Origin of the sequence: Bacillus sp. Xin1, assembly GCF_013314535.1 — a bacterium.
GTDB lineage: Bacteria > Bacillota > Bacilli > Bacillales > Bacillaceae_G > Bacillus_A.
In genome coordinates this window covers 56,588-83,216 of record NZ_JABUAE010000012.1, presented here as the reverse complement: position 1 = coordinate 83,216, position 26,629 = coordinate 56,588, and the positions used below count along the sequence as shown (strand labels likewise).

The 26,629-nt window shown below is 33.0% G+C and carries 22 protein-coding genes, 2 pseudogenes and 1 riboswitch; of the genes and pseudogenes, 19 read left to right on the top strand and 5 right to left on the bottom strand.

Annotated elements, in window-relative coordinates:
* Positions 1-107 precede the first annotated feature (107 nt).
* The 9 genes from HRG09_RS13395 to HRG09_RS28930 all read left to right on the top strand — a co-directional run bounded on the left by HRG09_RS13395 (position 108) and on the right by HRG09_RS28930 (position 9,098).
* Entirely contained in the window at positions 108-1,355 is a 1,248-nt protein-coding gene (locus HRG09_RS13395) for a tyrosine-type recombinase/integrase (RefSeq protein ID WP_174101259.1), read from the top strand.
* Positions 1,339-3,285, top strand: coding sequence for a DNA-binding protein (locus HRG09_RS13390; protein WP_174101258.1), 1,947 nt, complete (start codon positions 1,339-1,341; stop codon positions 3,283-3,285). The genes HRG09_RS13395 and HRG09_RS13390 overlap by 17 nt, the downstream gene beginning before the upstream one ends.
* Complete coding sequence (locus tag HRG09_RS13385) at positions 3,275-4,912, top strand: tyrosine-type recombinase/integrase (protein WP_254610075.1); 1,638 nt, start codon at positions 3,275-3,277, stop codon at positions 4,910-4,912. The genes HRG09_RS13390 and HRG09_RS13385 overlap by 11 nt, the downstream gene beginning before the upstream one ends.
* Entirely contained in the window at positions 4,899-5,582 is a 684-nt protein-coding gene (locus HRG09_RS13380) for a hypothetical protein (protein WP_174101257.1), read from the top strand. The genes HRG09_RS13385 and HRG09_RS13380 overlap by 14 nt, the downstream gene beginning before the upstream one ends.
* A 111-nt stretch (positions 5,583-5,693) precedes the next feature.
* Entirely contained in the window at positions 5,694-5,801 is a 108-nt protein-coding gene (locus HRG09_RS29515) for a GMP synthase (glutamine-hydrolyzing) (RefSeq protein ID WP_174101292.1), read from the top strand.
* Positions 5,802-6,106: 305 nt separating this feature from the next.
* Complete coding sequence (locus HRG09_RS13370) at positions 6,107-6,622, top strand: TetR family transcriptional regulator (protein ID WP_174101256.1); 516 nt, start codon at positions 6,107-6,109, stop codon at positions 6,620-6,622.
* Positions 6,619-7,335, top strand: coding sequence for a hypothetical protein (locus tag HRG09_RS13365; RefSeq protein WP_167092504.1), 717 nt, complete (start codon positions 6,619-6,621; stop codon positions 7,333-7,335). Before HRG09_RS13370 ends, HRG09_RS13365 begins: the two co-directional genes overlap by 4 nt.
* A 2-nt stretch (positions 7,336-7,337) precedes the next feature.
* Positions 7,338-8,357 carry a hypothetical protein gene (locus HRG09_RS13360; RefSeq protein WP_167092501.1) on the top strand — a complete coding sequence of 340 codons (1,020 nt, stop codon included), beginning with the start codon at positions 7,338-7,340 and terminating at the stop codon, positions 8,355-8,357.
* A gap of 303 nt (positions 8,358-8,660) precedes the next feature.
* The gene (locus tag HRG09_RS28930; RefSeq protein WP_309232152.1) at positions 8,661-9,098 is read left to right on the top strand and encodes a hypothetical protein; all 438 of its coding nucleotides are present in this window, start codon (positions 8,661-8,663) and stop codon (positions 9,096-9,098) included.
* On the opposite strand, the gene HRG09_RS13350 is transcribed toward HRG09_RS28930, so the two are convergent.
* From HRG09_RS13350 to HRG09_RS13340, 3 genes are read right to left on the bottom strand one after another with little or no spacing between them, the layout of a single operon-like run.
* Positions 8,999-11,992, bottom strand: coding sequence for a type I restriction endonuclease subunit R (locus HRG09_RS13350; RefSeq protein WP_174101255.1), 2,994 nt, complete (start codon positions 11,990-11,992; stop codon positions 8,999-9,001). The two genes, HRG09_RS28930 and HRG09_RS13350, sit on opposite strands and share 100 nt — an antisense overlap.
* Positions 11,993-12,052: 60 nt before the next feature.
* Positions 12,053-13,411 (bottom strand): restriction endonuclease subunit S, encoded by a 1,359-nt coding sequence (locus HRG09_RS13345; protein ID WP_174101254.1) that lies wholly within the window; start codon positions 13,409-13,411, stop codon positions 12,053-12,055.
* Entirely contained in the window at positions 13,411-15,606 is a 2,196-nt protein-coding gene (locus tag HRG09_RS13340; RefSeq protein ID WP_217448028.1) for a type I restriction-modification system subunit M, read from the bottom strand. Before HRG09_RS13340 ends, HRG09_RS13345 begins: the two co-directional genes overlap by 1 nt.
* Before the next feature lie 661 nt (positions 15,607-16,267).
* Between HRG09_RS13340 and HRG09_RS13335 the strand changes: the two genes are divergently transcribed.
* Entirely contained in the window at positions 16,268-16,483 is a 216-nt protein-coding gene (locus tag HRG09_RS13335; RefSeq protein ID WP_167092492.1) for a hypothetical protein, read from the top strand.
* Positions 16,484-16,588: 105 nt separating this feature from the next.
* Here HRG09_RS13335 and HRG09_RS13330 read toward each other — a convergent pair whose 3' ends face one another.
* On the bottom strand, positions 16,589-16,822 hold the full coding sequence (locus HRG09_RS13330; protein WP_167092489.1) for a helix-turn-helix domain-containing protein: 234 nt from the start codon (positions 16,820-16,822) through the stop codon (positions 16,589-16,591).
* 133 nt (positions 16,823-16,955) lie between these two features.
* On the opposite strand from HRG09_RS13330, the gene HRG09_RS13325 reads away from it, so the two are divergent.
* From HRG09_RS13325 to HRG09_RS13315, 3 genes are all read left to right on the top strand, one after another.
* On the top strand, positions 16,956-17,210 hold the full coding sequence (locus tag HRG09_RS13325) for a transposase (protein WP_174101253.1): 255 nt from the start codon (positions 16,956-16,958) through the stop codon (positions 17,208-17,210).
* A gap of 75 nt (positions 17,211-17,285) precedes the next feature.
* Positions 17,286-19,475: a DNA topoisomerase III gene (locus HRG09_RS13320; RefSeq protein WP_174101252.1), complete on the top strand. Its 2,190-nt coding sequence runs from the start codon at positions 17,286-17,288 to the stop codon at positions 19,473-19,475.
* A 365-nt stretch (positions 19,476-19,840) separates the two neighbouring features.
* On the top strand, positions 19,841-20,500 hold the full coding sequence (locus tag HRG09_RS13315) for a hypothetical protein (protein WP_167092482.1): 660 nt from the start codon (positions 19,841-19,843) through the stop codon (positions 20,498-20,500).
* Between the two features lie 474 nt (positions 20,501-20,974).
* Here the strand turns inward: HRG09_RS13315 and HRG09_RS13310 are convergent.
* Positions 20,975-21,295, bottom strand: a pseudogene (locus HRG09_RS13310) (toprim domain-containing protein); the annotation flags it as partial.
* A 250-nt stretch (positions 21,296-21,545) separates the two neighbouring features.
* Here HRG09_RS13310 and HRG09_RS13305 point away from each other — a divergent pair.
* The 6 genes and pseudogenes from HRG09_RS13305 to ilvA all read left to right on the top strand — a co-directional run.
* Positions 21,546-21,695, top strand: a pseudogene (locus tag HRG09_RS13305) (iron ABC transporter permease); the annotation flags it as partial.
* Positions 21,689-22,447, top strand: a complete 759-nt coding sequence (locus tag HRG09_RS13300; RefSeq protein WP_174101251.1) for an iron ABC transporter ATP-binding protein — start codon at positions 21,689-21,691, stop codon at positions 22,445-22,447. The pseudogene HRG09_RS13305 and the gene HRG09_RS13300, both read left to right, overlap by 7 nt.
* 73 nt (positions 22,448-22,520) lie before the next feature.
* Complete coding sequence (locus HRG09_RS13295) at positions 22,521-23,462, top strand: siderophore ABC transporter substrate-binding protein (RefSeq protein ID WP_174101250.1); 942 nt, start codon at positions 22,521-22,523, stop codon at positions 23,460-23,462.
* Between the two features lie 106 nt (positions 23,463-23,568).
* Positions 23,569-23,678: riboswitch (TPP riboswitch) on the top strand.
* Positions 23,679-23,748: 70 nt separating this feature from the next.
* Positions 23,749-24,558 carry a hydroxyethylthiazole kinase gene (thiM, locus tag HRG09_RS13290; protein WP_174101249.1) on the top strand — a complete coding sequence of 270 codons (810 nt, stop codon included), beginning with the start codon at positions 23,749-23,751 and terminating at the stop codon, positions 24,556-24,558.
* A 6-nt stretch (positions 24,559-24,564) separates the two neighbouring features.
* Entirely contained in the window at positions 24,565-25,221 is a 657-nt protein-coding gene (thiE, locus tag HRG09_RS13285) for a thiamine phosphate synthase (RefSeq protein ID WP_375335758.1), read from the top strand.
* A gap of 155 nt (positions 25,222-25,376) precedes the next feature.
* Positions 25,377-26,585: a threonine ammonia-lyase gene (ilvA, locus tag HRG09_RS13280; protein ID WP_174101247.1), complete on the top strand. Its 1,209-nt coding sequence runs from the start codon at positions 25,377-25,379 to the stop codon at positions 26,583-26,585.
* Positions 26,586-26,629 lie beyond the last annotated feature (44 nt).

The window sequence follows — 26,629 nt, the reverse complement described above, 5'->3', positions numbered from 1 at the left end:
CTCAATATTAAAGAACATCAAAGATGCTTAATTATTAATTTCATAAGGAGTTAGGGGATGATAAACTTTAAAATTCATTGCACATAATTAAAAAAGGGGGAGAGTTAGTGGGGGAATTAATCTCAGTAAAAAATGTGAATGAAAATCTTAAATTTATAAACCAACCAATTTGGATTGATTATGTGATTGAAGAAAATCAAACAGTTAAAGAGAAAAAACATATTTCATTAATTGCTCTTAAAAACGTCGAAAAGGACACATATGTAATTCATCATCTTAGCAATTTTATTATTGAAAAATGGGGGTATAAGTCATTTAATACTCAGAAAAAGCATGCTACAAATATAGTGAAGTTTTTAAACTACTTAATAAAATATTATCCAAGTTTGAAAATCAAAAATTTAACAGAATTGACTATCTCACATGGCTCAACATACTTAAATTGGTTGGGGACCAATAAGGTTTCTCAAGATACTGTTAAAGATGCTGAAAGAACCTTAGTGCACTTCTATACTTGGGGAATAAGCAAATTACTATTCTCAAAGGTTAGTTTAACCGATTTTAAACAAGAAAAAAACGAACACAATAAGTTATATTATAAATCTCCTTTCAAAGTAGTTTATCCACAACAGAAGATTAAAGAAATTGAACACATTTTGCCATTTGAATATATACCATTATTTTTAGAAATTGCCTCTACACATACTCCAAGAATTACTTTAGGAATATATCTCCAGATATTTGGAGGACTACGAGTTTCAGAAGTAGTTAATTTAAAACGTACACAAATATCAAAATCTCTAGCAAATAAAGAATTTATATTAAAAATAGAAAATCAAAATTTCAGAACAGATTTAAAAGAGCATGCCTCAGTAAAAAAGACACGGTCTCAGGTAGTATTAGATGTGAAAGGCTGGGGAACTACCTTGATTCGACAGCATTTAAAGCTATATTCCTCTAAACAAACTAATGCTTTGTTTTTAAACACCGATGAACAACCGATGTCTGGTAGAAGCTATAGACAGTATTTTGAAAAATGCAAAATCAAATTAATATCCACCTTAGAAACTTCAAATAATATTGAACATCGCTTAGTAGCTCAACATTTAAAAAGTGTTAAATGGTCTACTCATATAGGACGGGGTACATTTACAAATCTCATTGCAAATGAGGCACAAAACCCTTATGAAATTGCACATTTACGAGGTGATTCTAGTCTAGAATCTGCACTCTCCTATATGGTTTCAACACCAAGAATGCACCAAAAAATTGAAGAGAAATTAGATAATATGCATGAGGCATACATCCCTAAAATTATTGAAAGGAAGTTGAACGGTCATGATTCAATTAAATAAAGATTATTATTCAATTAAAGAAACTTCGGAGATTCTTGGTAGGAGTATGGTTTCTATTCAAAATAGCCTTTATTCAAAGCAATCCAATCATAAAATGAATGTAAAAAAAATAAATGGTCGAGTTTTTATACCAAAAGAAGAGCTGATAAAATACAAACAATTTCTCGAAGACCGTGATAATCTTGTGGAGATTGACTGTGAATATGCGATAAATAGAATAACTAATGAAACACAACAAAATAATTTGTTTATGGATACTCGAATGCTATTTATAACGTATTCACAAGCTTACTTTAACAAGTGTACAGGCTCTACATTTTATAAAAAAGATACTATTAGTCAATTTATTAATTTTCATAATAAACTCCAAAAAAACTTATCTAGGGAAGTCTTCGAAGTTGATATAGAGGAATTAAATCAATTGTTTTTAAAGGAAGGCCTGCTTACTGCGAAGGAAAAATTGCTATTTACTCGATTTCTATCATACGTGTTTGATCAAAAAAATATCCCTCTAAAGAATAAGTTGTTAGCTGCTCAAAAAACTAAACATGAGGAACAAGAAATTTATTCAGCTTCAACTTTTAATCAAATATATAAGCATGTACAAAATATAGAACTTCATGTCGAAAAAAGTTTTAATAGTAGAGAGTATGCAAATATGTGGGTATATGTTACTTTACTATGCTGTGACTTTATACGAGGAAGTGATTTAATTCTTAATACACCCCACTTGAACTTAAAAGAACTTGGCATTCAAGAATCAGACTTTTACATTAAAAATTTCACACTAAATGAATATCAAATTCAAATGATAATTAAGACTTTGTATCTTGCCTTTAGAAATAAGCGGGCAGCTAAAACTAATGAGTTACTCACCTTTTTAGTACCTTCAAACTTGGAGAAACCACTAGCTTATGCATTAGTTTTATCGGAGCGATTAAGAGAAACTAATACATTACAGTTGGAAACTTTTATTGAAGGCAAGTATCGTAGAATTAAAACCCAAGGTAGAAGAGAGAGACATTCGAAATTCTTTGAATATTATAAAGAATTTGAAGGGTTTAGATTTAGTAGCTTAATAATGAACCGTTCTTTGGCAACATACTTATACGGATCTGTAACTGAAGGAGATGCTTTTGATTCTGAACTAGCACTAACTTTAGCCCAAAATGCAAGATCACATAAAAGTGAAGATACCACAAAAGCTTATATACAGATGATGAATAAAGATGGATCCATTGGAAGGGTTTCTATTAATATTTTTCGGAGAGGAAATTTTGGATGGTTATATGAGCAATTATTAAGATTTACGTATAACGATAACTATAAAACCTTAAATCTAGAAGATAGAACCACTATAATTGAAGAAATAAAAGAACACCTCTCTCTTAAAGAAACTGAATCAATAGCAGCTTATGTTTCTAATTATTTAACCCCTGCCATTATAGAGGAGACTGATAATGATTCAGTTGTGGAAGTAATGAATGCAATCTATGAAAAGAGGTTAAAAGTTATACATCGAGTTATGCGTTTAAATAAACAGCAATTACATGAGTTATTTTTGGAATTATCGATTTATTCTATGCCATCTAAAATTGAACATGCACAATGTTTAGTATTTCCAAATTGTGCTTATCCAGCTTTAATGAATTGCATGTATTGTGAATATGTCCTTCCACAAAATTTGATTCTAATTCAATTAAATCAGGAGATTCTCAGACTCCTAACTTCAATACAGGGAAGTGATAATGAAAATCTTTTAAAAAGGCAAAGTCGCTTTCTACTGCAATGTTTATTGATACTGAGTGAAGCTAATAACACTTTCGGTAAAAGTTATGTAAAAGCTTATGTAGATGTTAATCAAATCAATGGTTTATTGAAGCGATATGCTCACAAAATCTATTTGTCAGGAGTTGAATATGGAAATTAGAAAGCTTTTAAATGAATCGAGTTTTTATAAAATAGAATCTATTCAACAAATTTCTAAAGATGATTTGTTGTTAAAAGACTATAAACAGATTTTTGATGATTTAGTTGAAAGTGAGATTATAAAAAGTAACTCTTTTGAAGAAAATTTATGGTTTGTTTATGATCCTTTATCACAATTAAATTTACAAATAAAGTTTGATTTAATTAGTTATCCCAAAATTAATGAACATTTAAAGTTTTATATGTTGCTCAGGCTTATATCAGGTAAAACGCCTAAAACCATTTATGATGAGTTAGCTTCATTAAGAAAGATTATACTTAGCTCGCAAGGTTTTGGGGATTTAATCCAATTAAAAAGCGTACTAGTTGAGAGTATTGAAAAATATAAATACCTTGGTTATCACATGGTTAATGCTACGTCTAATTTTATAGATTTCTATAGGATTGATAATTATCAAGAAATCCTTAATATTTGCTCAAATATGCCTAACCACTCTAAAACATCCAGAGATTTACCTGATTTTCAAGATGTACTTGAATTAGATGATATCATTAACCATTATTTTAAAAATCATAATGTAGAAGAAACTATAAGTTACACGCCAATTCTAGTCTGGTGGCTACTCACTAATACATTGCCTATGCGTCCAAGTGAACTTCTAAAACTCAAAAAAGATTGCCTATCTTATGATGACAGTAAAAATGAACCTTATACAATTTCGATTCCACGAATAAAAAATAAGTCTGCTACCATTGGCTTTTCTATAAAATACGATTCAGTTGTAATTGACCAAAAAACATATCAACTTTTAAAAGAAATCAGGGACAAAGTAAATATATATTTTCCTTACTCGGAATATTTTTTTCCATCAGAAATGTTCAGCTTAAATTATAAAGTTAGAAGGAAAAAGAAGAATCCAATAATGAATTTAAGAAATTTTAATGATTTAAAAGATCAATTCTATAAAATAATCGTAGAAGAGAAATATGGAAGATACAATTTGGAACGTGTGAAAGCTGGGGATACTCGTCATTTTGCCATCATCAATATGTGTTTACAAGGTTTTAGTATGCATAATATCGCTACACTAGCTGGTCATACAGAGCTTAGAGTTACGCAAGGTTATTTTAGTCATGCTAAACATTTCGTGCAATCATATGTATATAGGCTGGCTCAATTAAAGCTCGAAACAGAGATTGGCTATAGAATGGACAATTCTATCATAGGATGGAAAAAATATATTGTTCATAAATCTAACATTGAGAAAGAGAAGATAACCGAAATACACGTAGGTAGAGTTCAATACGGTTTATGTTCAGAGCTTAAAGGGAATTTCCCAAATACTTGTATTGAGTTTTGTGAGTTTTGTCCAAAATATATTTTCTCACCTAGTATAAATGAAAAAGACGATGCTATTAAGTGGCTATCTAGTCATTCTGAAGATTTAAAACATCGAATTGAAGAGGCTATTTCACTTTTAGAAAGTTTATTTTCATTGCCACAAAGACATGGTCATGACTTAAATACAGTTGAAAGAAAATCAGCGGCGAAAAGGTTGCAACAATATATGGAATTGAAATCTAAAATAGATGCTAATATTGCGGGTGATAAGAATGGTAAATACTAAAAGAGGTAAACCCCAAAAATGGTCTGATGAGGATTTAAAGCAAATTGCTTTAGAAGTTAAATACAAACAACCTAATCGTAAATTAACATCGCTATTATTAGAAAATGAAACTGGAATAGGGAGGAATACATGGAGTAGGCGAATGAAAGAATTTATAAATCATTTAAATTCACCTGTTCACATTCCTAAACTTGATGAAAGTGGGATTATAACGATTCCTAGTGTTGAAGAATTGTTTTTAAAATATGGTGCTAATACAATAGAATTAAAAAATGAGATCGCAAAGTTATTAAACATTATTAGTGATCTCTATACAGACGCAAAAAAATTAGCAAGGTTTGAAGAATCTATACAAAAAATGCAGTTAGAAATAGAGTGCTTAAAAGAGCAATTATCTAAAGTGACAGGTCAGAAGATTCACTACGAAACACTGTATAATCAAATTGTTGCTGAAAGTTATTTTCCTCACTTATACGAACAATCAGAAAAGTTAAAACAAGCTAATGTGAAGACAGAAGTTATTACCTTACCAAATCAAGCTTCACAAGTTTTAGAATTAAATAGCCCTAATAAGGTTTTTCAAAATGAATCAGAAATTGCAAATACTATTGATGTAAACGATAAAAAGATAAAAAAGCTTAATGAGTTATTTAATCTCGATTGGGAATAGATAGAAGAAACCCACACACTTTGAAAAAGTTTGATCAAAATGTGTGGGTTTTAATTTTGGATTCCTTAAGTTTTTATAAAAATGATTGAATATTTTATGTGGCCTACTTAAATAAATGCAGTTGTCAGTTTAATTACATTCCTTCATGATATAGCACATATCGACTGCATCGTGTATGACATTACTTCTAAGCCACCAGCAACTATCGAGTGGGAATAAAGATATAACATTATTTGAAGTGAAATTACCGTTCTAAAAACGTTTTAGCTATTATGTAATGGCTAAAACAATTAAATATTAACTTGTTTACCACCAAAAAACCCACCAATACAATAAGTGTTGGTGGGTTTTTTTTAGGAAATGATTCTAGCTTCATGTACCATCTTTTTGAAGTAGACATTTTTTTTACTATACGTTTGTTTATATTTGGTATAATATTACTATGGGTAATTCCATAGCTAATTATCTTGTCATAATATATATAGCTGTTTTAATATTAGCTATTAGAAAAGGAGGAAACTATTGTGAATTTCTATAAAATTCTATTTCAACCAAATGATAAGAAAAAACCTTTTTATAAGCAGATATCTTTGAATAATGTCATAGTGGGTGAAAATGGATATTCTTATGGAATTCAATATTCTCCTCAATCTTTTAATGACTGGTTAATGGATGATAATATATATAAAATCTTTTTGGAGAGTACAGTAAAACAACTTATAATGAGTAATCATAAGTTTTTAGATCTTATAACAGCGCAAGAAAGGCTCAATTTAACTCTCGTCGATTGTGAATTTAAAAATATTGATATTGAGGATGTATTAGATGGTGAAGAATTTGATTCGGAACTATTAAAATCAGTTATAGAAGACTTTGAATATCCGATCATGAAAGTTTACTTCCGCACAAAAAATCGCCACATGGTTACTTTAAAATCAAATGGTGTACTAGGAATAGACGATGATCTATCTGAAAATGAACTTGATGATATTAAAAAACTAATAGATTTTCTTGGTTTTGGACCGGTGATGCTTGTATGAAAGATAAAATTATTCAATCATTAAAAACGTTTATAATTACACTGATTGTTGCATTTGTAGCCACTGATCAACAGAACTTTGTATATAATATTTTAAAGACATTAGGTTATGAAAATGAAATTTTAAAGAAGACAACTTTAAGTGCTGTAATTACATTCATTATAGCAATTGTATTAATTTTAACCTCATATATATGGTCGAAAATAAAAGCTAATATAAAAAGAATGAATGTCTCACTGGTAACAAAACTAGATGGGACAAAAAGAAGTAGTTGTAAGTTTATACCAAATGATTGTGAATATGATGAAAAAGATGTTGAGATAGAAATTGTTCTTAATCCAGGAGGATGGCTTTCGAATCTATTGATAAAAAAAATGGGATTAAAGCTTAATATATATTTTAATCCTGAAATATTAGATGTTTCTTTTTTTGATAAGTGGGATTCAGATACAGCTGGGGCATTTAGATTATCAGAACGAAATATCTCAATTGATTTACTCGGAGAAATTGAAATTAAAGGAAAGACTTTTCCAGAAAGAAGTCATAGATTAAACGAACAGTTTAAAGTAAAGCCCATTAGAGTGAAAAATGATGTGACTGCTTTGGATTATGTGATAACAACAGAAAAATTCGGATATATTACAAGGATAATCTCAGGGACTTTATTATCAATTGAGTGTGATCCATTGAAAGTAACTTGTAAGGGGGAATAGAATTGGCAGTTTCTAAATTAACTTGTAAATTGTTTAAACTAACAGGGATAACTAGTTTGGCTGATGTAGAAAAAAATATACTAAATAAAAGTTATGCTGAAGCACTTAAAATATCTAAAAAAGATACTAAGCAAGCAGAGACTTTATCTGATGATGAAAAAAACTTTTATTATACATGGGAAGAATCATCTGAACTAAATGAAATTGAATTAACTGAAGCAAATGAAGAATCTGAACAGAATATTGCTCAATTTATGTTTGCTACTGCAAATATTGAATATACAAAGAAAAGAAAGAAGAATTCAATTGGTCAATTTCTTCCTAAAGCAGACAGAGTTAACGATACTCAAGTTATGACGTACTTTTTTTGTATGAATGATTCTGTTTATATAATTATCTGCACATCAAATGAGTTTCATGTAGAGAGGGTAAAAAAACTTATTGGAACCAATTACATAGCTAAGCAGGATTATACTTATGATATTCAATCTGATTTATTTAATTGGCTATTTTTTAAGTTTACTCAGAATAAAGGCTCTCTAGCAGACGGACTTAAGTTAATGAATATAAGTGGTTTTATTGGTAATATCGGTGATGAACAAAACATTTTTAAAGGAACATCAGATCAAACATCGGAACTTATAATAACTAAAGCTTTTATAAGTAACGGAGAAACTCTAAAAACAATTACTGCTAGGTTGAAAAATAAAGACATAGACATTGTTTTTACAGTTGATGATAAGTCTAATACTCAAATTTATACAAATCAATCAGAGGTATTGAAACTCCTTGAATTTCAAGATAATAATACTTTCTTTATTATTTACTTATACAGTAAATTAATACCAGAATTAAAATCATTATATAATGATGCTTCCACTCAGTTTCTCTCTGAAGAAAAAAAACAGTTCTCTGAAAAAATAGGTTTAGAGGTAATAGAATCGATAATAAAACAAAACCTCATAACATTAAAAGATATCTCAGTTTTATTTGAAAGCTCGAAAAAAAATACAGCGAGTTGATGATATTTCTTAGTAATTTTTATTTTGTTCAATTTACAAATGAAGCGACTAAACTAGGATGAAAAATTGGAATCAAGTTTGGGAATGGAATTAGAATCTACTAATATGATGGTAAACTATGCTGAATTTACTTTCTTTAAAACACAAAGATAAACGTATTGATCTACAGTCGAATGTTAATAATTTGTGTGAAATAGGCTAAATTATAATTAATCCCCCCACAAATAATCAAACGTTATTTTTTTTTCGCATTGAAATAAAATAACGTTTGATTATTTGTTATGTATAAGGGAGGGAAGTTATGTGAGGTTAGCAGTACGTTTGTCGATTGATACAATGAGATGGATCAATGAATTAGAAAAAATTTATAATGTTGAATTTGGTGGTTTAACACTTGGCCAAGGCCATGTAGTAAGCAAAGCTTATCATTTATTAAGTACGTCTCCTGAAAATTTAGAGGATATAAATTGGGTTAAAATAAAAAAAGAAATAATAAAAATTTCTGATATGGAAATAGAAAGTTTAGAAAATAACAATACAAACGGTAACGTAACATCATCAAACAGATTTAACGAAATACTAAAAAATCCAGCTACTCTTTATTTGAGCAACTGGATTTTTAATTTCTACTCTACTTTTTCTCAGTCTTCACGAAGTCGGCTATACAAATCTTCTGAGAACACACCAAATATAGAATTCTTTAAATCGTCTGAGCTAAGTAGCTTATTATTGAAGCTTTGATTTTCTGTAGTCGAATCCATGATAGCATCATCTATCTTATCGCTTAAAGCACTCTTGAAATCGTTAAGTGTATTTACTTTTGCTTGTTGGCGTAGTTCTGCATCATTAGCTAAGGTTTCAATTGTTTGTTCAACAATCTTCATCGCAGACTTAGCATCAAAATTCGTACCATGAAGTTCATTATATTCAGCAATCAAGTCCGACAATTTTTTAAATTGCCGTTGAATAGTCGGTGTATCAGCACCAGGAAGCCCCATATCTCCAGCATCTTCTTCCAATTCAGGAGCTTCGTGACTAGCCACTAATTTTGTCTTTCCAAATTTAGCATCAATCTTACCTGTTAGATCAATCGGTTCACTTGTTCCAATCTCAATTTCTTTTATCAGATAGTGAATGAACAAGTACATTTCATGGATACCATTATCTTTGAATGATGTTACCTGCGTCAAAAAATCGTAGAAACTATTAAATGCACGGAGTTCTTTCAGCATGTTTTTGCGTTTTTCTTCGCTCTTATGTGAATTAAATCGTGTTACTGCTTTATCCAAATAATATTCAGCCTTGCTCTTACCCTTGGTTTCGGTTTGAGTATAGTAAATGACTGTAAACTCATGCATATCGTCAGCGTCGAGAATATTACGCATATCAATTTTTTGTTTCAATTTGAAAATATCACGAGGATTAACGTCACGAGTCAATTTGGTGTTCGTATAATATTTAGAGAATGCTTTTTCGATATCGTCATAAGAATTTACAAAATCTAAAACAACGGTCTTAGTTTTGCCCTTATAAGTACGATTCAATCGAGATAAAGTTTGAACTGCAGTAACACCATGCAACTTCTTGTCAACATACATCGCCACAAGCTTAGGCTGATCAAAACCTGTCTGGTATTTGTTAGCGACGAGCAGAACTTGATAACTTTCAGTATTGAATCTATCAGGAAGTTCATCTTCACTAAAACCATTTACAGATACTTCGGTAACCTCCGTGCCATCCACTTTCAATTTACCGCTAAATGCCACTAAAGGTTTAATGTTCTGATACCCATTGTCAACGACATATTGATTAAAGGCATTGTAATATTTATAAGCAGCTTCACGACTACTTGTAACAACCATAGCCTTTGCTTGTCCATCAAGCATATCCATAACTTCTTCACGAAAATGTTCGACGATCACTTCTACTTTTTGTCCAATATAAGTATCATGCGTCTCAACAAACCGTTTCATCCAACGTTTTGCTTGAGAAGTTTCAAATAATTCATCATTTTGTGTTTTCTGAATTAAATTAATATAAGTATCATATTTATAATAGTTCTTCAACACATCTAGGATAAAACCTTCCTCAATAGCCTGCTTCATTGAATACAAATCAAACGGTTCAGGTTGTCCCTGAGCATTCATAGTTCCAAATTTTTTCAGTGTTTTTGGTTTTGGAGTCGCAGTAAAGGCAATCATAGATACGTTTGGTTGTTTCTTGCGAGAATCCAAATCACTGCCCATTTTTTGAGCTACCAATGCTTCAAGTAAGTCCATGTCATCCGTGTCGCCATCTTCTTCATTTTCTTCAAGCTGTTTACCTAGGGCTTTATTCACATTACTGATTAAGGTTCCAGCAGTTGAAGAATGGGCTTCGTCGATAATCACAGCAAAATTATTATCACTTTGGTTACTAATCGTATCAAGGATATACGAAAATTTATGGATGGTTGAAACAACAATTCGTGTTCGACCATTCAAAGCATCAGCTAAGTCATTTGATGTGGCATCTTCATCCATAACCTTGATTAGTCCCTGCTTATGCTCTAAGCCTTCAATGGCAGCTTGTAATTGTCTATCCACCACAATACGATCTGTAATGATAATAACCGAATCTACAACGGGGGTATTATCAACTTTAAGATTAGCCAATTGATGAGACAACCACGCAATCGTGTTTGTCTTACCTGAACCAGCAGAATGTTGAATCAAATAGTTACGCTCGGTTCCAAAGTTCTTCATATCAGCAATTAATTTACGGACGGCTCTCAACTGATGGAAACGAGGAAAAATCAAACGTTCTTTCATTTTGACTTTTCCTGTCTTTTCATCTTGTTCTGGTTTTTGTTCTAAGAAGATATACTTTGTCAAAAGGAGCAAAATCATGTCTTTTGTAAATATATCTTCCCAAAGATAGCTCACACCAAAACCATCTGGATTAGGAGCATTTCCGATTCCAGATTCATCATCACCTTTATTAAATGGCAAGAAAAATGTCTTTTGTTTCTCTAGATGAGTTGTCATATAAGCACGCTTGAAATCGACGGCAAAACAAACTAAAGCCCCTTTTTTCCATTTTAACAAACGTGATGTCGGAGTACGGTCATTTCGCCATTGTTTGATAGCATTTTTATAGGTTTGACCTGAAGTATTTGCCTTTAGCTCAATCGCAAATAAAGGGATACCATTCAAGAAAAGGACTAAATCAATCCGCTCACAATCTTTGTGGTAAACTTCCTCCATCACACTGAAACGATTTTTCTGGTAATCTTCGATGGATTTCGTGTTAATGTCCGTCGTTGGTTTGGTGTAAAGTAGGTCAAAATGCTCCATTCCGACGTCGAATCCGTGCTTTAGAGCGTCAAGTGTCATTCCATTTTTTGACAAAATCAAGTCGTTATACTTGCTGACAATGATATCATCGGTATTAGTACCATGCTGGCGATACACTTTCTGATATTCCTCATCTTGTGTATCCTTGATAAAGTCTAAAAATAATTCCTTATCCATCGCAGTAACTTGATCGTAATGCCCATCATTATATTGGCGCTCAATAAAGCCATTTTCATTCATCAAGTGGTCAATAATGTGGCGCTGATAATCATAACGTTCACGAATTAATGTTTTTGGCATTTCATTCACCTCCGGTTTTTCGAAGCAGTCATTTCTCTTTATTTTGTAACGTCGAAATGCTCATACTTCTACCCTCTCTTTACCAGTGACGTACTCGTAAATCAACGATTTCTTTGTTTGTTCAGCAAGTTCTATAATCTTTTTAACTTTACAAATTACCTTATCTAATATGACAACTTTATTATCCAAAAAATTGCTGATTTCTATTTGCTCTTTATATGGCGGAACTGGAAGCTTCATTTTTTTTATGTTGCTTGCCGCAATACCATCTCTGTTATCCCCGCCGCCGTAGTAACTTCGATTATACTTGTATGAAGCTTGGAAACAATAATCCAAATATCTATAATGCAGTTCTTTTTCATCGCAAATAAAACCAACAAGTGACTGATTGCCAGAACTGATAGTTTTAAGAATAGCTGTCATTCCTTTAGTTTTACCTTGTCCGTTCATGGCGAACATAACAGTATTCTCAGGATACAGTTTTGCTGAAGAATTTCTCAACCCTTTTATTGAAATCTTCTCATCAGTATCATAAACAAGTCTTTTGTTTACTTCTCCAGAAGACATCCAATTTATGGTGCCATTGTCCCAGTAAGAAAAGTTATCTCTGTCTGGTGTACCTCCAGAATATGAGATAGACATGTAATCTAGCTTTTTTAGTAGCCATTCACTTGGAATTTCACCAATCCAAGCTATTCCGCTATCTTTTAGTTCCCTATCTTTTTTCAACCCTCTTGTCACTGTTTCAAAGATGATTGATTTTCGAGTTTCTTGCAAAATCTCAAGCGACTTTTGAGCGTCAGCAATAATTTTATCTAATTTAATCACCTCGGAATCCAAAAATTTGCTGATTTCTATTTGCTCTTTATATGGCGGAACTGGAAGCTTCATTTTTTTTATGTTGCTTGCCGCAATACCATCTCTGTTATCCCCGCCGCCGTAGTAACTTCGATTATACTTGTATGAAGCTTGGAAACAATAATCCAAATATCTATAATGCAGTTCTTTTTCATCGCAAATAAAACCAACAAGTGACTGATTGCCAGAACTGATAGTTTTAAGAATAGCTGTCATTCCTTTAGTTTTACCTTGTCCGTTCATGGCGAACATAACAGTATTCTCAGGATACAGTTTTGCTGAAGAATTTCTCAACCCTTTTATTGAAATCTTCTCATCAGTATCATAAACAAGTCTTTTGTTTACTTCTCCAGAAGACATCCAATTTATGGTGCCATTGTCCCAGTAAGAAAAGTTATCTCTGTCTGGTGTACCTCCAGAATATGAGATAGACATGTAATCTAGCTTTTTTAGTAGCCATTCATTTGGAATTTCACCAATCCAAGCTATTCCGCTATCTTTCATTTGCGCCATACTCCCTCCTTTCCAAGTCAACTCTTCTTCAAACTGCACGTTCCCCATCAAATTTCAAACCTCTTCATCAAATCAATAAGTTCTGAACTTACTTGTTTGAATTCTTTCAAAAGAACTTCTGATTTTTCTGGTGCTTGGTATTCATAGAAATAACGCGTGAATGGAAATTCTGCACCCGTTTTAATTGAAATAGTTTTACCTGTTAAGTTTTCTTCAAATACTGGAATATAATCGGAAACGAAAGGCTTCACTTCACGTTCAAAGTATTCTTTCGGCTCCTCGCTCATAGGAATCAATTCAATATCTTTAGTAGATTTATCAATTTCTGGTGATCCATCTCGCTTCGTTTGAACTTCAGCTGTTTTATCGATTTTAGATAAAGCAAAAACTACCTTTTCCTTTAGGTACTTTTTGGTCTTAGTAATACCTGCTTTTTCAGTTTTTTCTTCAGGATACAGGTTGAAGTCATCAAACAATCCAACAATTTTAGCTTCGAAAGTTTTTGGTTCTTTATACAAAACATTATCAACATTATCTTTTAAGGTTTGAATCAGCTGTTCAAATAATGGTTGATGTAACAAATACTTATCCAAGTCTTTCTTCTCTTTCGCAGGAATCGGGTCAAGCAGTTGTAACTCTTCAACTTTATCTGGATCATAGTAGTTAGAAAGAACATTGCTGTCAACAATATTTTGAACACGCTCTTCACTTAATTGATAGTTGCGTTGCATTGGTTGGTATACCGAAAATTCACGATACATAAATTCTTCATTAGGAAAGATTTTACTAAATTCATTTTCTTTGAAGTCTGCATATAGTTCAGTGATTTTCTTAATATGAGCATCACTTAATTCTTTACGTTTGTTCCCCATAGACTTACGCATCTTTTTATAGAAAGACGTAGCATTAATGAATTGCACTTTCCCTTGTCGCTCAGGACGCTTCTTATAGCTCAAGATAAAGGCATAAATTGAAATTCCTGTATTGTAGAAAAGTTGATCAGGGAAACCGATAATCGTTTCAACTAGGTCATTTTCAAGTAGCCAACGACGAATTTGACTTTCTCCTGAACTTGTTCCACCAGAAAATAACGGCGATCCGTTAGTAATAATTGCTGCACGACCATTCTGTTTGTTTAACTTATACAAAGCATGTTGCATAAATAATAATTGTGCATCCCCTGAAGCAGGCGTCATTGTCATTTCAGGACCATCTTTACCAACCTTATGCGTGAAACGTCCCATTTTCTTTCCCTTGACCGGTTTTCCATTGTCATCAGAGTAGGCATCATTTTTAACAAAATCAGCTGTACCAGCTTCTGCTTTATCACCTGACCATGGCGTCCCAAATGGCGGATTCATGATAACAAAGCGAAATTCATCATCTGGGAATGCATCGTATTTCAATGTATTCTTTTGTTGGATATTACGAGCATCTTGACCTTTGATCAACATATCGGCAACACAAATTGCATATGATTTATCAAGAATTTCTTGGCCGTACATATAAATCTTGGCACTAGAATTGTGACGATGAATAAAATCATAAGTAGTCGAAATCATACCACCTGTGCCACAGGCAAAGTCGCCAATTTTGATAATTTTCCCAGGCTCATAGATATCCTCACTACCTTCAGCCAAAAGAACATTAACTAAACAACGAATCACTTCACGAGGTGTATAATGATCACCTGCGTTAACATTTTCAGAATAACGGCGTAGAACATCTTCAAAAATATAACCCATTCGTATAGGATCAACAGTTTCAGGAGATAAATCTAGCTTAGCAAAATCTTTGATAATAAGAAGAAGTTTATTAGCACCATCAAGTTTTTTAATCTGGTCATAGAAGTCTAAATCATTCAGAATATTTTTCACGTTATCGCTGAAACTGTCCAAGTAAAACTTAAAGTCTTTAGCGATAGTATCCGGTGATTCTTCTAACTTCTTCAAATCAAATTCGCTAGTATTATAAAATTCGAAACCGGATATCTTTTGGTAAATTTTAGGGATTGGTTCAATGCCTTTTTCTTTGTCGGCTTTATATCTTTGAAAAACTGATTTTTTTGTATCAGCAAGTGCACACTCAAAACGGCGAATGATAACCATTGGAATAATTACATCTTGATAATCTTCCGCTTTGTAAGTTCCACGAAGTTTATTGGCAATATCTAGCACCATTTTCACTTCTTGACTGATATTAATACTTTTGTCTTCATAAAGAGTTTCAATTTTTTTCGTCACTATCCACTAACCTCTTTTTTCTTATTATCTTTGTCGTAGTCAACAACTTCACAGATATCGCAAATATCCACTTCTTCCAAGGCATAACAACAGTTTCCAAAGCTTCTTGTAACTCATCGTCATAGAACATGCCCCTTTGCTTTTTTATTGCGCCAATCTTATGATCAGACATTTGCTCTATTATATCTTTTTTTGATATACAGATGTAACTTTATTTAGCTTTCGCTAAATAAAGAACTGATAACTCATTGTTGAATTAAACTACATTATTTGTGAAATACAATAAAACAGAGAGGCATTACTTTCTCAAGTAGGAGCAATAAAAGTTAAAAATCAATATCTCTAATCGCAAGGATATTCGAACTACAATATTACCTATGCGCAATTCATGAGCGATGTCTTCATCCCGTTTTATGAGTCTGACGTTCAAGAAAGTACTTATGAATCACGAAAACCAACACTTGAAATTTTAGTTAACCGGCTTTGGGAATAAGCTGATTCGAGCTATCAGTGTCGAGAGTGTACAGCACTTCAGAACATGGTTACTTTCTAAACGTGGCGCAAACTACAGTCAATCATATGCTAGTCTTGTATTCGGAATGTTTAAAAGAACCTTGAATTCGCTGTGACAATGCAATACTCAACAAATGTGGCGACCAAAGTGAAAGCTATTCCAAAAGGTAAAGCGATTGTTGAGTATTGGACTAGAGAAGGTTTTGAACAAGTCCTATCTACCATTTGTATTGACGAATATTATGAACACCTTTGTTTTGTAATGTTATGGGTCTACTTTAACACAGGTGTTCGTGTCAATGAAGGTTGTGCCCTTTGGTGGAATCTTATATATCCTCAGAAAGGTAAATGGAAATATATTTAAATATTAGTTAGAAAATGATTAACTCAAAATAGAGTTCTATAAAAATCGTTTGGGGTAATTTTTTAGCATATAAAATTAGTATTGGGTTTCTCTTTTTAGAAAAATTTATTGTTGAGAACTTATCAGCTCTTCTATTTCTTTGATTAATTCATGTGGAGCAATATTTAATACTTTACATATAACAAATATGGTAGATATGCTTGGTTGTCTTTGAGCACGCTCAAGTAACCCAATATAAGTTCTATCTAAATTACATTGAAGAGCTAATTGTTCTTGTGAAAAATTAGCTTTTTTTCTATGTTTTCTTAACACTTCACCGAAAGCTTTTGGGATTTCCATGACATCACCTCTTAGTTAATTAACTAAGAAAAATGGCATTTTAATCGACTGACTATAGTCATCAAAAGGAGGCGGTGATACAATAATAAACTATCTAGATGATAAAATTTTTACTAGAAAGGATTTTTAAGTAATGACAAACAAAAAGTATGATGAACACTTTAAAAAAGAAATTGTAAAGCTACACGTTGAAGGAAAATCTGTTACGGATTTAAGCATTGAATATGAAATATCTCCCACTTCTATTTATAAATGGATTAAATTGTATTCACAACAGCAAGTGATAGTTACTCCAAAGCAGTTTAATGAGGTTTATAGAGAGAATAAGAAATTAAGACAAGAAGTAGAGATTCTTAAACAAGCTATGTCAATTATGACTGCCAAATAGAGGGTGATCCTTACTGTTCTTCTTGAAAACTGTGGTATATTAAACGGTATATAGTTAGTAAAGGAGTTTGAATAAATGGCAAAGAGTGTAGTAATTACTGAGAAACCATCAGTTGCACGTGATATAGCAAAAGTATTAAAGTGTACAAAAAAAGGTAATGGATTTTTAGAAGGTGAGAAATACATCGTGACTTGGGCTCTTGGGCATTTAGTTACGCTTGCCGCCCCTGAGGTCTATGATAATAAGTATAAAACATGGAATCTTGAAGATCTTCCAATGCTTCCAGAACGCATGAAATTAGTTGTTATAAAACAAACGGGAAAACAGTTTAATGCTGTGAAATATCAACTTACCCGAAATGATGTTAATGAGGTGGTTGTGGCCTCAGATGCTGGGAGAGAGGGAGAATTAGTTGCACGTTGGATAATTGAAAAAGCAAAAGTGAATAAGCCAATTAAACGTTTATGGATTTCTTCTGTAACAGACAAGGCAATTAAAGATGGTTTTAACAATTTGAAACCAGGTAAAGCTTATGACAATTTATATGCCTCGGCTGTTGCCCGTTCAGAAGCAGACTGGTATATCGGTTTAAATGCTACTCGTGCACTAACAACAAAGTTCAATGCTCAATTAAATTGTGGGCGTGTTCAAACACCTACTGTCGCTATGATCGCTAGTCGTGAAGATGAAATTAAAAATTTCAAAGCGCAAACTTACTACGGTATCGAAGCTCAGACAACAAATAAATTAAAACTAACTTGGCAAGATGTGAACGGTAATAGCCGTAGTTTTAATAAAGAAAAAATTGATAGCATCGTAAAAAATCTAGATAAGCAGGATGCTACTGTTGTGGAGATTGATAAAAAACAGAAGAAGTTATTCTCTCCTGGTCTTTATGATTTAACTGAATTACAACGTGATGCGAATAAAATATTCGGTTACTCTGCGAAAGAGACATTAAACATTATGCAGAAATTGTATGAACAGCATAAGGTACTAACGTACCCTCGTACAGATTCACGCTATATTTCATCGGATATCGTTGGAACACTTCCAGAACGTCTAAAAGCGTGTGGTGTAGGAGAATATCGCTCTTTAGCACATAAAATTTTAAATAAACCTATAAAGTCTAATAAATCATTTGTTGATGATAGTAAAGTAAGTGATCATCACGCAATTATTCCAACAGAAGGGTATGTTAATTTCTCAGCTTTCACAGATAAAGAACGTAAAATTTATGATTTAGTTGTAAAACGTTTCTTAGCTGTTTTATTCCCAGCATTTGAATACGAGCAACTAACATTGCGTACAAAAATTGCTAACGAAACATTCATTGCACGTGGAAAAACGATTTTACACTCTGGTTGGAAAGAAGTATACGAAAACCGCTTTGAGGATGATGATGTAACTGATGACGTAAAAGAACAAATTTTACCTCGCATTGAAAAAGGCGATACATTGAATATAAAACTAATCATGCAAACATCAGGTCAAACAAAGCCACCTGCACGATTTAACGAAGCGACGTTACTCTCAGCGATGGAGAATCCTACAAAATATATGGATACGCAAAATAAACAACTTGCTGATACGTTAAAATCGACTGGTGGGTTAGGTACTGTAGCGACACGTGCAGATATTATTGACAAACTCTTCAATTCTTTCTTAATTGAAAAGCGTGGTAAAGATATTCACATTACATCAAAAGGTCGTCAGTTACTTGATTTAGTACCAGAAGAGTTAAAATCGCCTACACTAACTGGTGAATGGGAACAAAAACTTGAGGCAATTGCAAAGGGTAAACTGAAAAAAGAAGTATTCATTTCGGAAATGAAGAACTATACGAAAGAAATTGTTGCTGAAATTAAATCGAGTGATAAAAAATATAAACATGACAACATTTCAACGAAGTCTTGTCCAGACTGCGGTAAACCAATGCTAGAAGTAAACGGCAAAAAGGGAAAAATGCTTGTATGCCAAGACCGTGAGTGTGGTCATCGTAAAAATGTATCTCGTACAACAAATGCTCGTTGTCCGCAATGTAAGAAGAAATTAGAATTACGCGGGGAAGGTGCTGGCCAAATTTTCGCATGTAAATGTGGCTATCGTGAGAAGTTATCGACATTCCAAGAGAGACGTAAAAAAGAATCTGGAAACAAAGCTGATAAACGCGACGTTCAAAAATATATGAAACAACAGAAAAAAGAAGAAGAACCATTAAATAATGCGTTAGCTGAAGCCTTAAAGAAACTAAAATTCGATTAAAAAAAGAATTGCTCATCTAAATTTTTGATGGGCAATTCTTTTTTTGTGGATTTGAAATAAAGTTATACCGTTTATAAAAAAGATGTGAGGCTTTACCCCCTCCAAATAAGAAAATTTAAGTGGATTATGATCAATTGCTTTTCAAAAGGGATTCTTTTTTGTTTATCATATAATACTGATTTGTGAGATGTTTTTAATCAAACTTTGTTTTGGAATTATAAAAACGTTAAAGGTATTATATTTTTGTAATCAATTATATTTTTGTAATTGATTACAAAAATATAATTGATTGTAACTTTGAAGTGTATTATAATTAATTTATAAAATTTCGGTTGTTAAATAATTGATGTGGAGGGTATTATATTATGACTAAATTAAAAAATGACCTTGATTTAAACGATAATCATAGTGAAACGAATGATGTTACAGGTTCATTTGAATCATTAATGGAATCATTAGAAGCATATCAAGGTTATATTGGGAAAAAGGTATCTGAACATGCATCTAATAAGGAGTGGCAATCAGTAACAGAGTTATCTAGTCAAGGGGAGAAAGTTGACTTATTTATAAAGAAGGTTCATGGATTAAAAAATGAATGGACTAATCTAATATTTGACGAAGAAGAGCAATTCGATAGTGATGGAGCAAATAGAGAAGAGATTTCTGCAACAGCAAGAACTAGTTGGGCAATTACTGATGGGAAAATTCGTATCGAAACTATGAGAATTGAGGGTACACCATATTCTAATGTCGTTCCACTGGACTTATTTAAAGATATTGTTTTTTGTGCCCTTAACCATGTGGAAAAACATAAATATGTAAAAACCACGAATGTATTAAACGACATGGGTAATGAAATCATGTCAAAGAGCGAGTATAAAAGGGCCCCCCGCATTCCCATTTACGCTACATTTAAAGTATTAATGAAAGAGAATTTTTTTAAGAATGACGAAGGAAACTCTCATAAATATTTACTAGCTGGCTCAAGGGAACAGTTAATTGACTGGGTTGCTAGCTTAAAATAATAATGAATTGTTAGGGAAGCTGATTCGAAAAATCGTTGAATGACGTTTTTTTGGTCAGTTTCTTTTCATTTTTACTGTCTTTTACTTCTGTTGTGATTCATATCATTTAAAATCGGTCGTGATTTTTGAATAATACTATTATGAAATGATCAAACTTTATTTCAAAGTAACATTCAAACAAGGTATGCGATAATGTTAGCCTGTTTTATTCCTTTTTAATTAAAAAATTCTAAGTCCGTTTTAGTAAAACTTCTTTATAAAAACTAACTCCTTCACCAAGTTATATCCACTTATTTCGTTCAAAATTTTTCGGAATGGGTGGGTTTCTTCTATATAATATAAAAGAAGCGCGTAATTTAAGGATAAATTACGCGCTTCTTTTTATGTGCAATTGTAAAAGTATTAGATATCATTATTAACTTAAGGATGAAAGGTGTTTTAGGATGTATGTGCAGTTACACTTTATAGAGATAACCCAGCGTCTGTAGCTACAATTACTTCATTTACATCTTTTCTAATCAGTTGGCTTTTAACAGCATTAAACTGTTTTCCAGTTTGTTTAATTACTGTTAATTTCAAACGCTCAGGTAACATTGGCAGATCTTCTAAATTCCACTTTTTATATTTCACATCATAGCTTTCTGGATCTGCTAATGTAACGAGATGACCTAGAGCCCAAGTAACAATATATTTACTACCTTCAAGGTAGCCGTTCCCTTTTTTATCACATTTCAGTACACGTGCGATATCACGTGCAACAGAAGGTTTTTCAGCAATTACAACACTTTTTGCCATATTTCAAACATCCTTTCAAATTTCCGTAAGTTAAATATAGCATACATCCTTTGCGGATTCAGTTATGCCGAAGATTCTAACCTTTTGTTATTACTTAAATCCTCTACATCTTTAAGTAGTGAAGAGGTGAAAGCTTTCGTGTTTCGGATAGATAGAATAGTTGAGTATGTTTTTCTTTTTTATGGAAAAATATCAAAACGTGATGTAGCGAAGGATTTGAAACAAAAAATTAAGATGATGGGCGAAGGAATCCATCTTTATTAGTATTATCGCTTTAGTAGGTGGACAGCTAATTGTTGAAAGAGTGTTTGAGTTTAATACGACCTTAAGTGTTATTGTCAATTTCGTTGGTGGTGTGTACTTCATTTATCTTCTATTAAAGGAGAGCAAGACATGGTAGAAGTAAGAAATGTATCAAAACAATATGGAAATAAAAATGTTGTTGAGGATGTCTCTATTAAAATAGCAAAAGGGAAGATAACATCGTTTATTGGACTGAATGGAGCTGGGAAAAGTACAGTTCTATCTATGATGAGTAGGCTTTTGAAAAAAGATGCTGGTGAAATTCATATAGAGGATAAAGAAATTGGCGAATGGGATAGTAATGAACTTGCCAAGAAAATCTCTATTCTAAAACAAACGAATCATATCAATTTACGACTTACAATTCGAGAGTTAGTGAGTTTTGGAAGGTTTCCGTATTCACAAGGCAATCTATCAAAGGAAGATTGGAATCATATTGAAGAAGCAATCCGTTATATGGAGCTGGAAGATATTCAATATAAGTATTTAGATCAGCTCAGTGGCGGGCAACGACAAAGAGCGTATATTGCGATGGTCATTGCTCAAAATACAGAATATATTTTGCTAGATGAGCCGCTTAACAACTTAGATATGAAGCATTCTGTCCAAATTATGAAAGTGCTGAGACGATTAGTTGAAGAGCTTGGCAAAACAATTGTAATTGTCATTCATGATATTAACTTTGCTTCTTGTTACTCCGATTGCATCGTTGCCTTGAAAGATGGAAAGGTAATGAAAGAAGGAGCAACAAATGAAATTATTGATCCGGCTGTTTTGAAAGAGATTTATGATATGGATATTCATATTGAAGAAATAGCTGGCAACAATATATGTATTTATTTTTCATAGTGGAAGTTATTTTGATAGTAATCACTTGCTATCGATTTAAAATAATTTTAAAAAATTTATAGAGGTGAAGGAAATGAAGAAATTAGCAATGTTATTATTAACGTTCATGCTTGCTATTGTAGCTGTAGCATGTGGCAATAATGCTTCTTCTGACAAAAAGACAGAAGCAAGTGAAAGTAAAGAAATTACGATTAAGCACAAATTAGGAGAAACGAAAGTTAAAACAAACCCGAAAAAAGTTGTGGTATTTGACTTTGGTTCTTTAGATACGTTAGATAAATTAGGTGTTGAAGTAACGGGTGTACCACAAAAAAATACACCAGCATATCTTTCTAAATACAAAGATAAAAAATATACAAACGTTGGTGGACTAAAAGAGCCAGATTTCGAAAAAATTAACGAAATTAATCCAGACTTAATTATTATTTCTGGAAGACAATCTGATCCATACAAAGAATTCGAAAAGATCGCTCCAACAATTTATGTAGAACAAGATACAAAAGATTATATGAAATCATTTAAAGAAAACACAGAAATGTTAGCAAAAATCTTCGGTAAAGAAGATAAAGCGAAAAAAGAAATTGCAGCAATTGAAAAAGAGGTAAAAGCATTAAACGAAAAAGCTACGAAAAGTGATAAAAAAGGCTTAATTATCTTAGCAAATGACGGCCAAGTAAGTGCATATGGTCCAAATTCTCGCTTTGGTATTATTCATGACGTATTCGGTGTAGCTCCTGCTGATAAAGACATTAAAGCAGATACACATGGTAATAAAGTTTCATTTGAATATATTTTAGAGAAAAACCCAGATTACTTATTTGTAATTGATAGAGGTGCTGTTGTAGGCGGTAAATCTTCTGCAAAGCAAGTTGTAGAAAATGAAATTGTTAGCAAAACAAATGCTGCGAAAAACAAAAATGTAGTCTACTTAGATGCAAACTACTGGTACCTATCTGGTGGCGGTCTTGAGTCTGTATCAGCGATGGTGAAAGAAGTATCTAAAGCCTTAAAATAATAAGATGAGAAACAGTGATAGGATTCATTTCCTATCACTGTTTTTTTATAAGAAAGTAAAGAACTTGTTATTTTACGAGAATAAGAGTAGACTCTGAATTAGATGAATAAGAACACATGGGAGTTTGTGGATGCAGACTGAGAGTACGACTAAACCGTCGTTGACCATTGGAACCTGTTGGATAATGCCAGCGTAGGGAGAGTGTAAGTAGCACATGTTCAGGCACTTTGCATACGCGAAGTGTCTTTTTGTGTATCTCCCATTATAAAGTTAGGAGATGAAAAGAATGAATATACAAGAAATCTCAAAAGTAGTGGAGAAAGTAAGAGAATCAAATCCGCTTGTGCATAATATTACAAATGTCGTTGTGACGAACTTTACAGCCAATGGTTTACTTGCATTAGGAGCTTCACCAGTTATGGCATATGCAAAAGAAGAAGTGGAAGAAATGGCAAGTATTGCCGGGGCACTTGTTTTAAATATGGGTACGCTTCGTTCTGAAGAAGTAGAAGCGATGTTAATTGCCGGGAAGTCTGCGAATACACATCATGTACCTGTATTGTTTGATCCAGTCGGTGCAGGAGCAACGTCTTATCGAACAGAAGTTGCAAGACATATTCCGAGTGAAGTGAATTTAGCGATGATTCGCGGGAACGCAGCGGAAATTGCTAATGTGATTAATGAAAAGTGGGAAATTAAAGGTGTTGACGTCGGTGCTGGAAATGGTGACGTTGTAGGAATTGCAAAACAAGCAGCAGATGAATTAGATACAGTCACTGTCATTACAGGAAAAGAAGATGTTGTAACAGATGGTGAGCGAACAATCATTATTCGCAATGGTCATCCAATTTTAACGAAAGTGACAGGGACAGGCTGTCTATTAACTTCTGTAATGGGAGCATTTGCAGCAGTTGAAAAGGATTATGTGAAAGCAGCGGTTGCAGCGTTAACATTTTATGGGGTAGCAGCAGAAATAGCTGCAAATAAAACAGTGGAGCAAGGACCAGGAAGTTTCCAAATCGAATTTTTAAACCAATTAGCGAACACGACTGCCAATGATATTGTACAATATGGAAATATCCAAGAGGTGCAGTAAGAAGGGATGATAGAAATGGCACATATTGATCAACAGCAAATGTCCAAATTATTGCAAGTGTATTTTATTATGGGAAGTAACAACTGTAAGCAAGATCCGTTACAAGTAATGAAGGAAGCATTAGATGGCGGAGTGACACTTTTCCAATTTCGTGAAAAAGGTGAAGGTGCTTTAACGGGAGAAGAACGAGTACATTTTGCTAAGCAGTTACAAGCGCTTTGTAAAGAATATGATGTTCCTTTTATTGTAAATGATGATGTAGAATTAGCCATTGAATTAGATGCAGATGGCGTTCATGTCGGACAAGATGATGAAGGAATCACATCCGTTCGTGAAAAAATGGTAGATAAAATTGTTGGGGTATCCGCTCATACGATAGAGGAAGCTCGTTTTGCAATTGCAAATGGAGCGGATTATTTAGGAGTAGGGCCTATTTTTCCAACGAGCACGAAAAAAGATACAAAAGCAGTGCAAGGAACGAAAGGTCTGCGTCATTTTAGAGATGCGGGGATTACAATTCCGATTGTGGGAATTGGAGGAATTACCGTTGAAAATGCTGCTTCGGTTATAGAGGCTGGGGCAGATGGGATTTCCGTTATTTCAGCGATAAGTTTAGCAGATTCACCTTATGAAAGTACGAAAAAAATGGCTGGTCTTTATTGACAGCCATTTTTTTATGGGGGATATGCTATATAGCGTTGAAATTCCGATATATAGAAAAGTGCCGATTATAGAAATGGTTCTTTTTTACAGAATAAAACAAACTCAGCCGCTTAAACTAAGTATATATGAACATATATTGTTTCGGAGGCGAATGCATGATTTCTTTACAAGATATTATAGCTGCTCATGAGAAAATGAAAGGCATTGTCCATGTGACACCGCTAGATTATTCGAGCACATTTAGTGAACTATCACATAATGAAGTGTATTTAAAGCTCGAAAATTTACAAAAGACGGGTTCTTTTAAAGTGCGTGGTTCTTATAATAAGATGGTTTCTCTTGATAAAGGTGAATTAGAAAATGGGGTTGTTGCAGCGTCTGCTGGAAATCATGCACAAGGTGTTGCCTATTCAAGTAATATGCTTGATATTCCCTGTACGATTGTGATGCCAAAAGGTGCACCGCTTAGTAAAGTACTTGCGACTAAACGATATGGCGCACATGTAGAGTTGCAAGGTAATGTATTTGATGACGCATTAGCTCATGCGCTAGATTTGAAAGAACAAACAGGAGCAAAGTTTGTACATCCATTTGATGATGATGCTGTAATTTCTGGTCAAGGGACGGTAGGTTTAGAAATATTGCAACAGCTTGATGATGTCGAAGCTGTTATTTGTCCTGTTGGTGGTGGTGGCTTAATTGCAGGTGTCGCGATGGCGATTAAAGAACAAAAACCATCAGTGAAAGTATATGGTGTACAAGCGCTTGCTTGTCCGGGAATGAAGCAATCCCTTGAAGAAAAGAAAGTAATGACGGTAGAGTCCTCACCAACTATGGCAGATGGAATTGCGGTGAAAAGACCGGGAGAACTTACATTTCAGCTTGTAGAGCGATATGTAGATGATATTTTTTGTGTAGATGAAATGGAAATTGCGAGAACGATGTTAATGCTATTGGAACGGAATAAATTATTAGTAGAAGGCTCAGGGGCTAGTTCGTTGGCCGCATTGCTCTATCAAAAGATTCCTGTGAAAGAGAAAAAAGTTGTGTCGATTTTAAGTGGTGGAAATGTTGATGTTAACTTTATTACTCGCATTATTGAACATGGGATGGTTGAAGCTGGCCGCTTTGTTCATATTGCAACAATGATTAAAGATAAACCAGGACATTTGCAGTACTTACTTGAAGTTGTAACGAGTTTTGAAGCAAATGTATTACATATTCATTTAGAGCGGATTGGAACAAAGGTGTTTCCGGGATATGCACAGCTCCATTTATCATTAGAAACGAAAGATAAAAACCATATTGAAGAAGTGTTAAGTGGGATAGAAAAGAAAGGGTACAACGTAGAAATTGTTGAATGAATAATTTAAACAAACGTTTGATGAAATGAAATAAGAGTTGACGA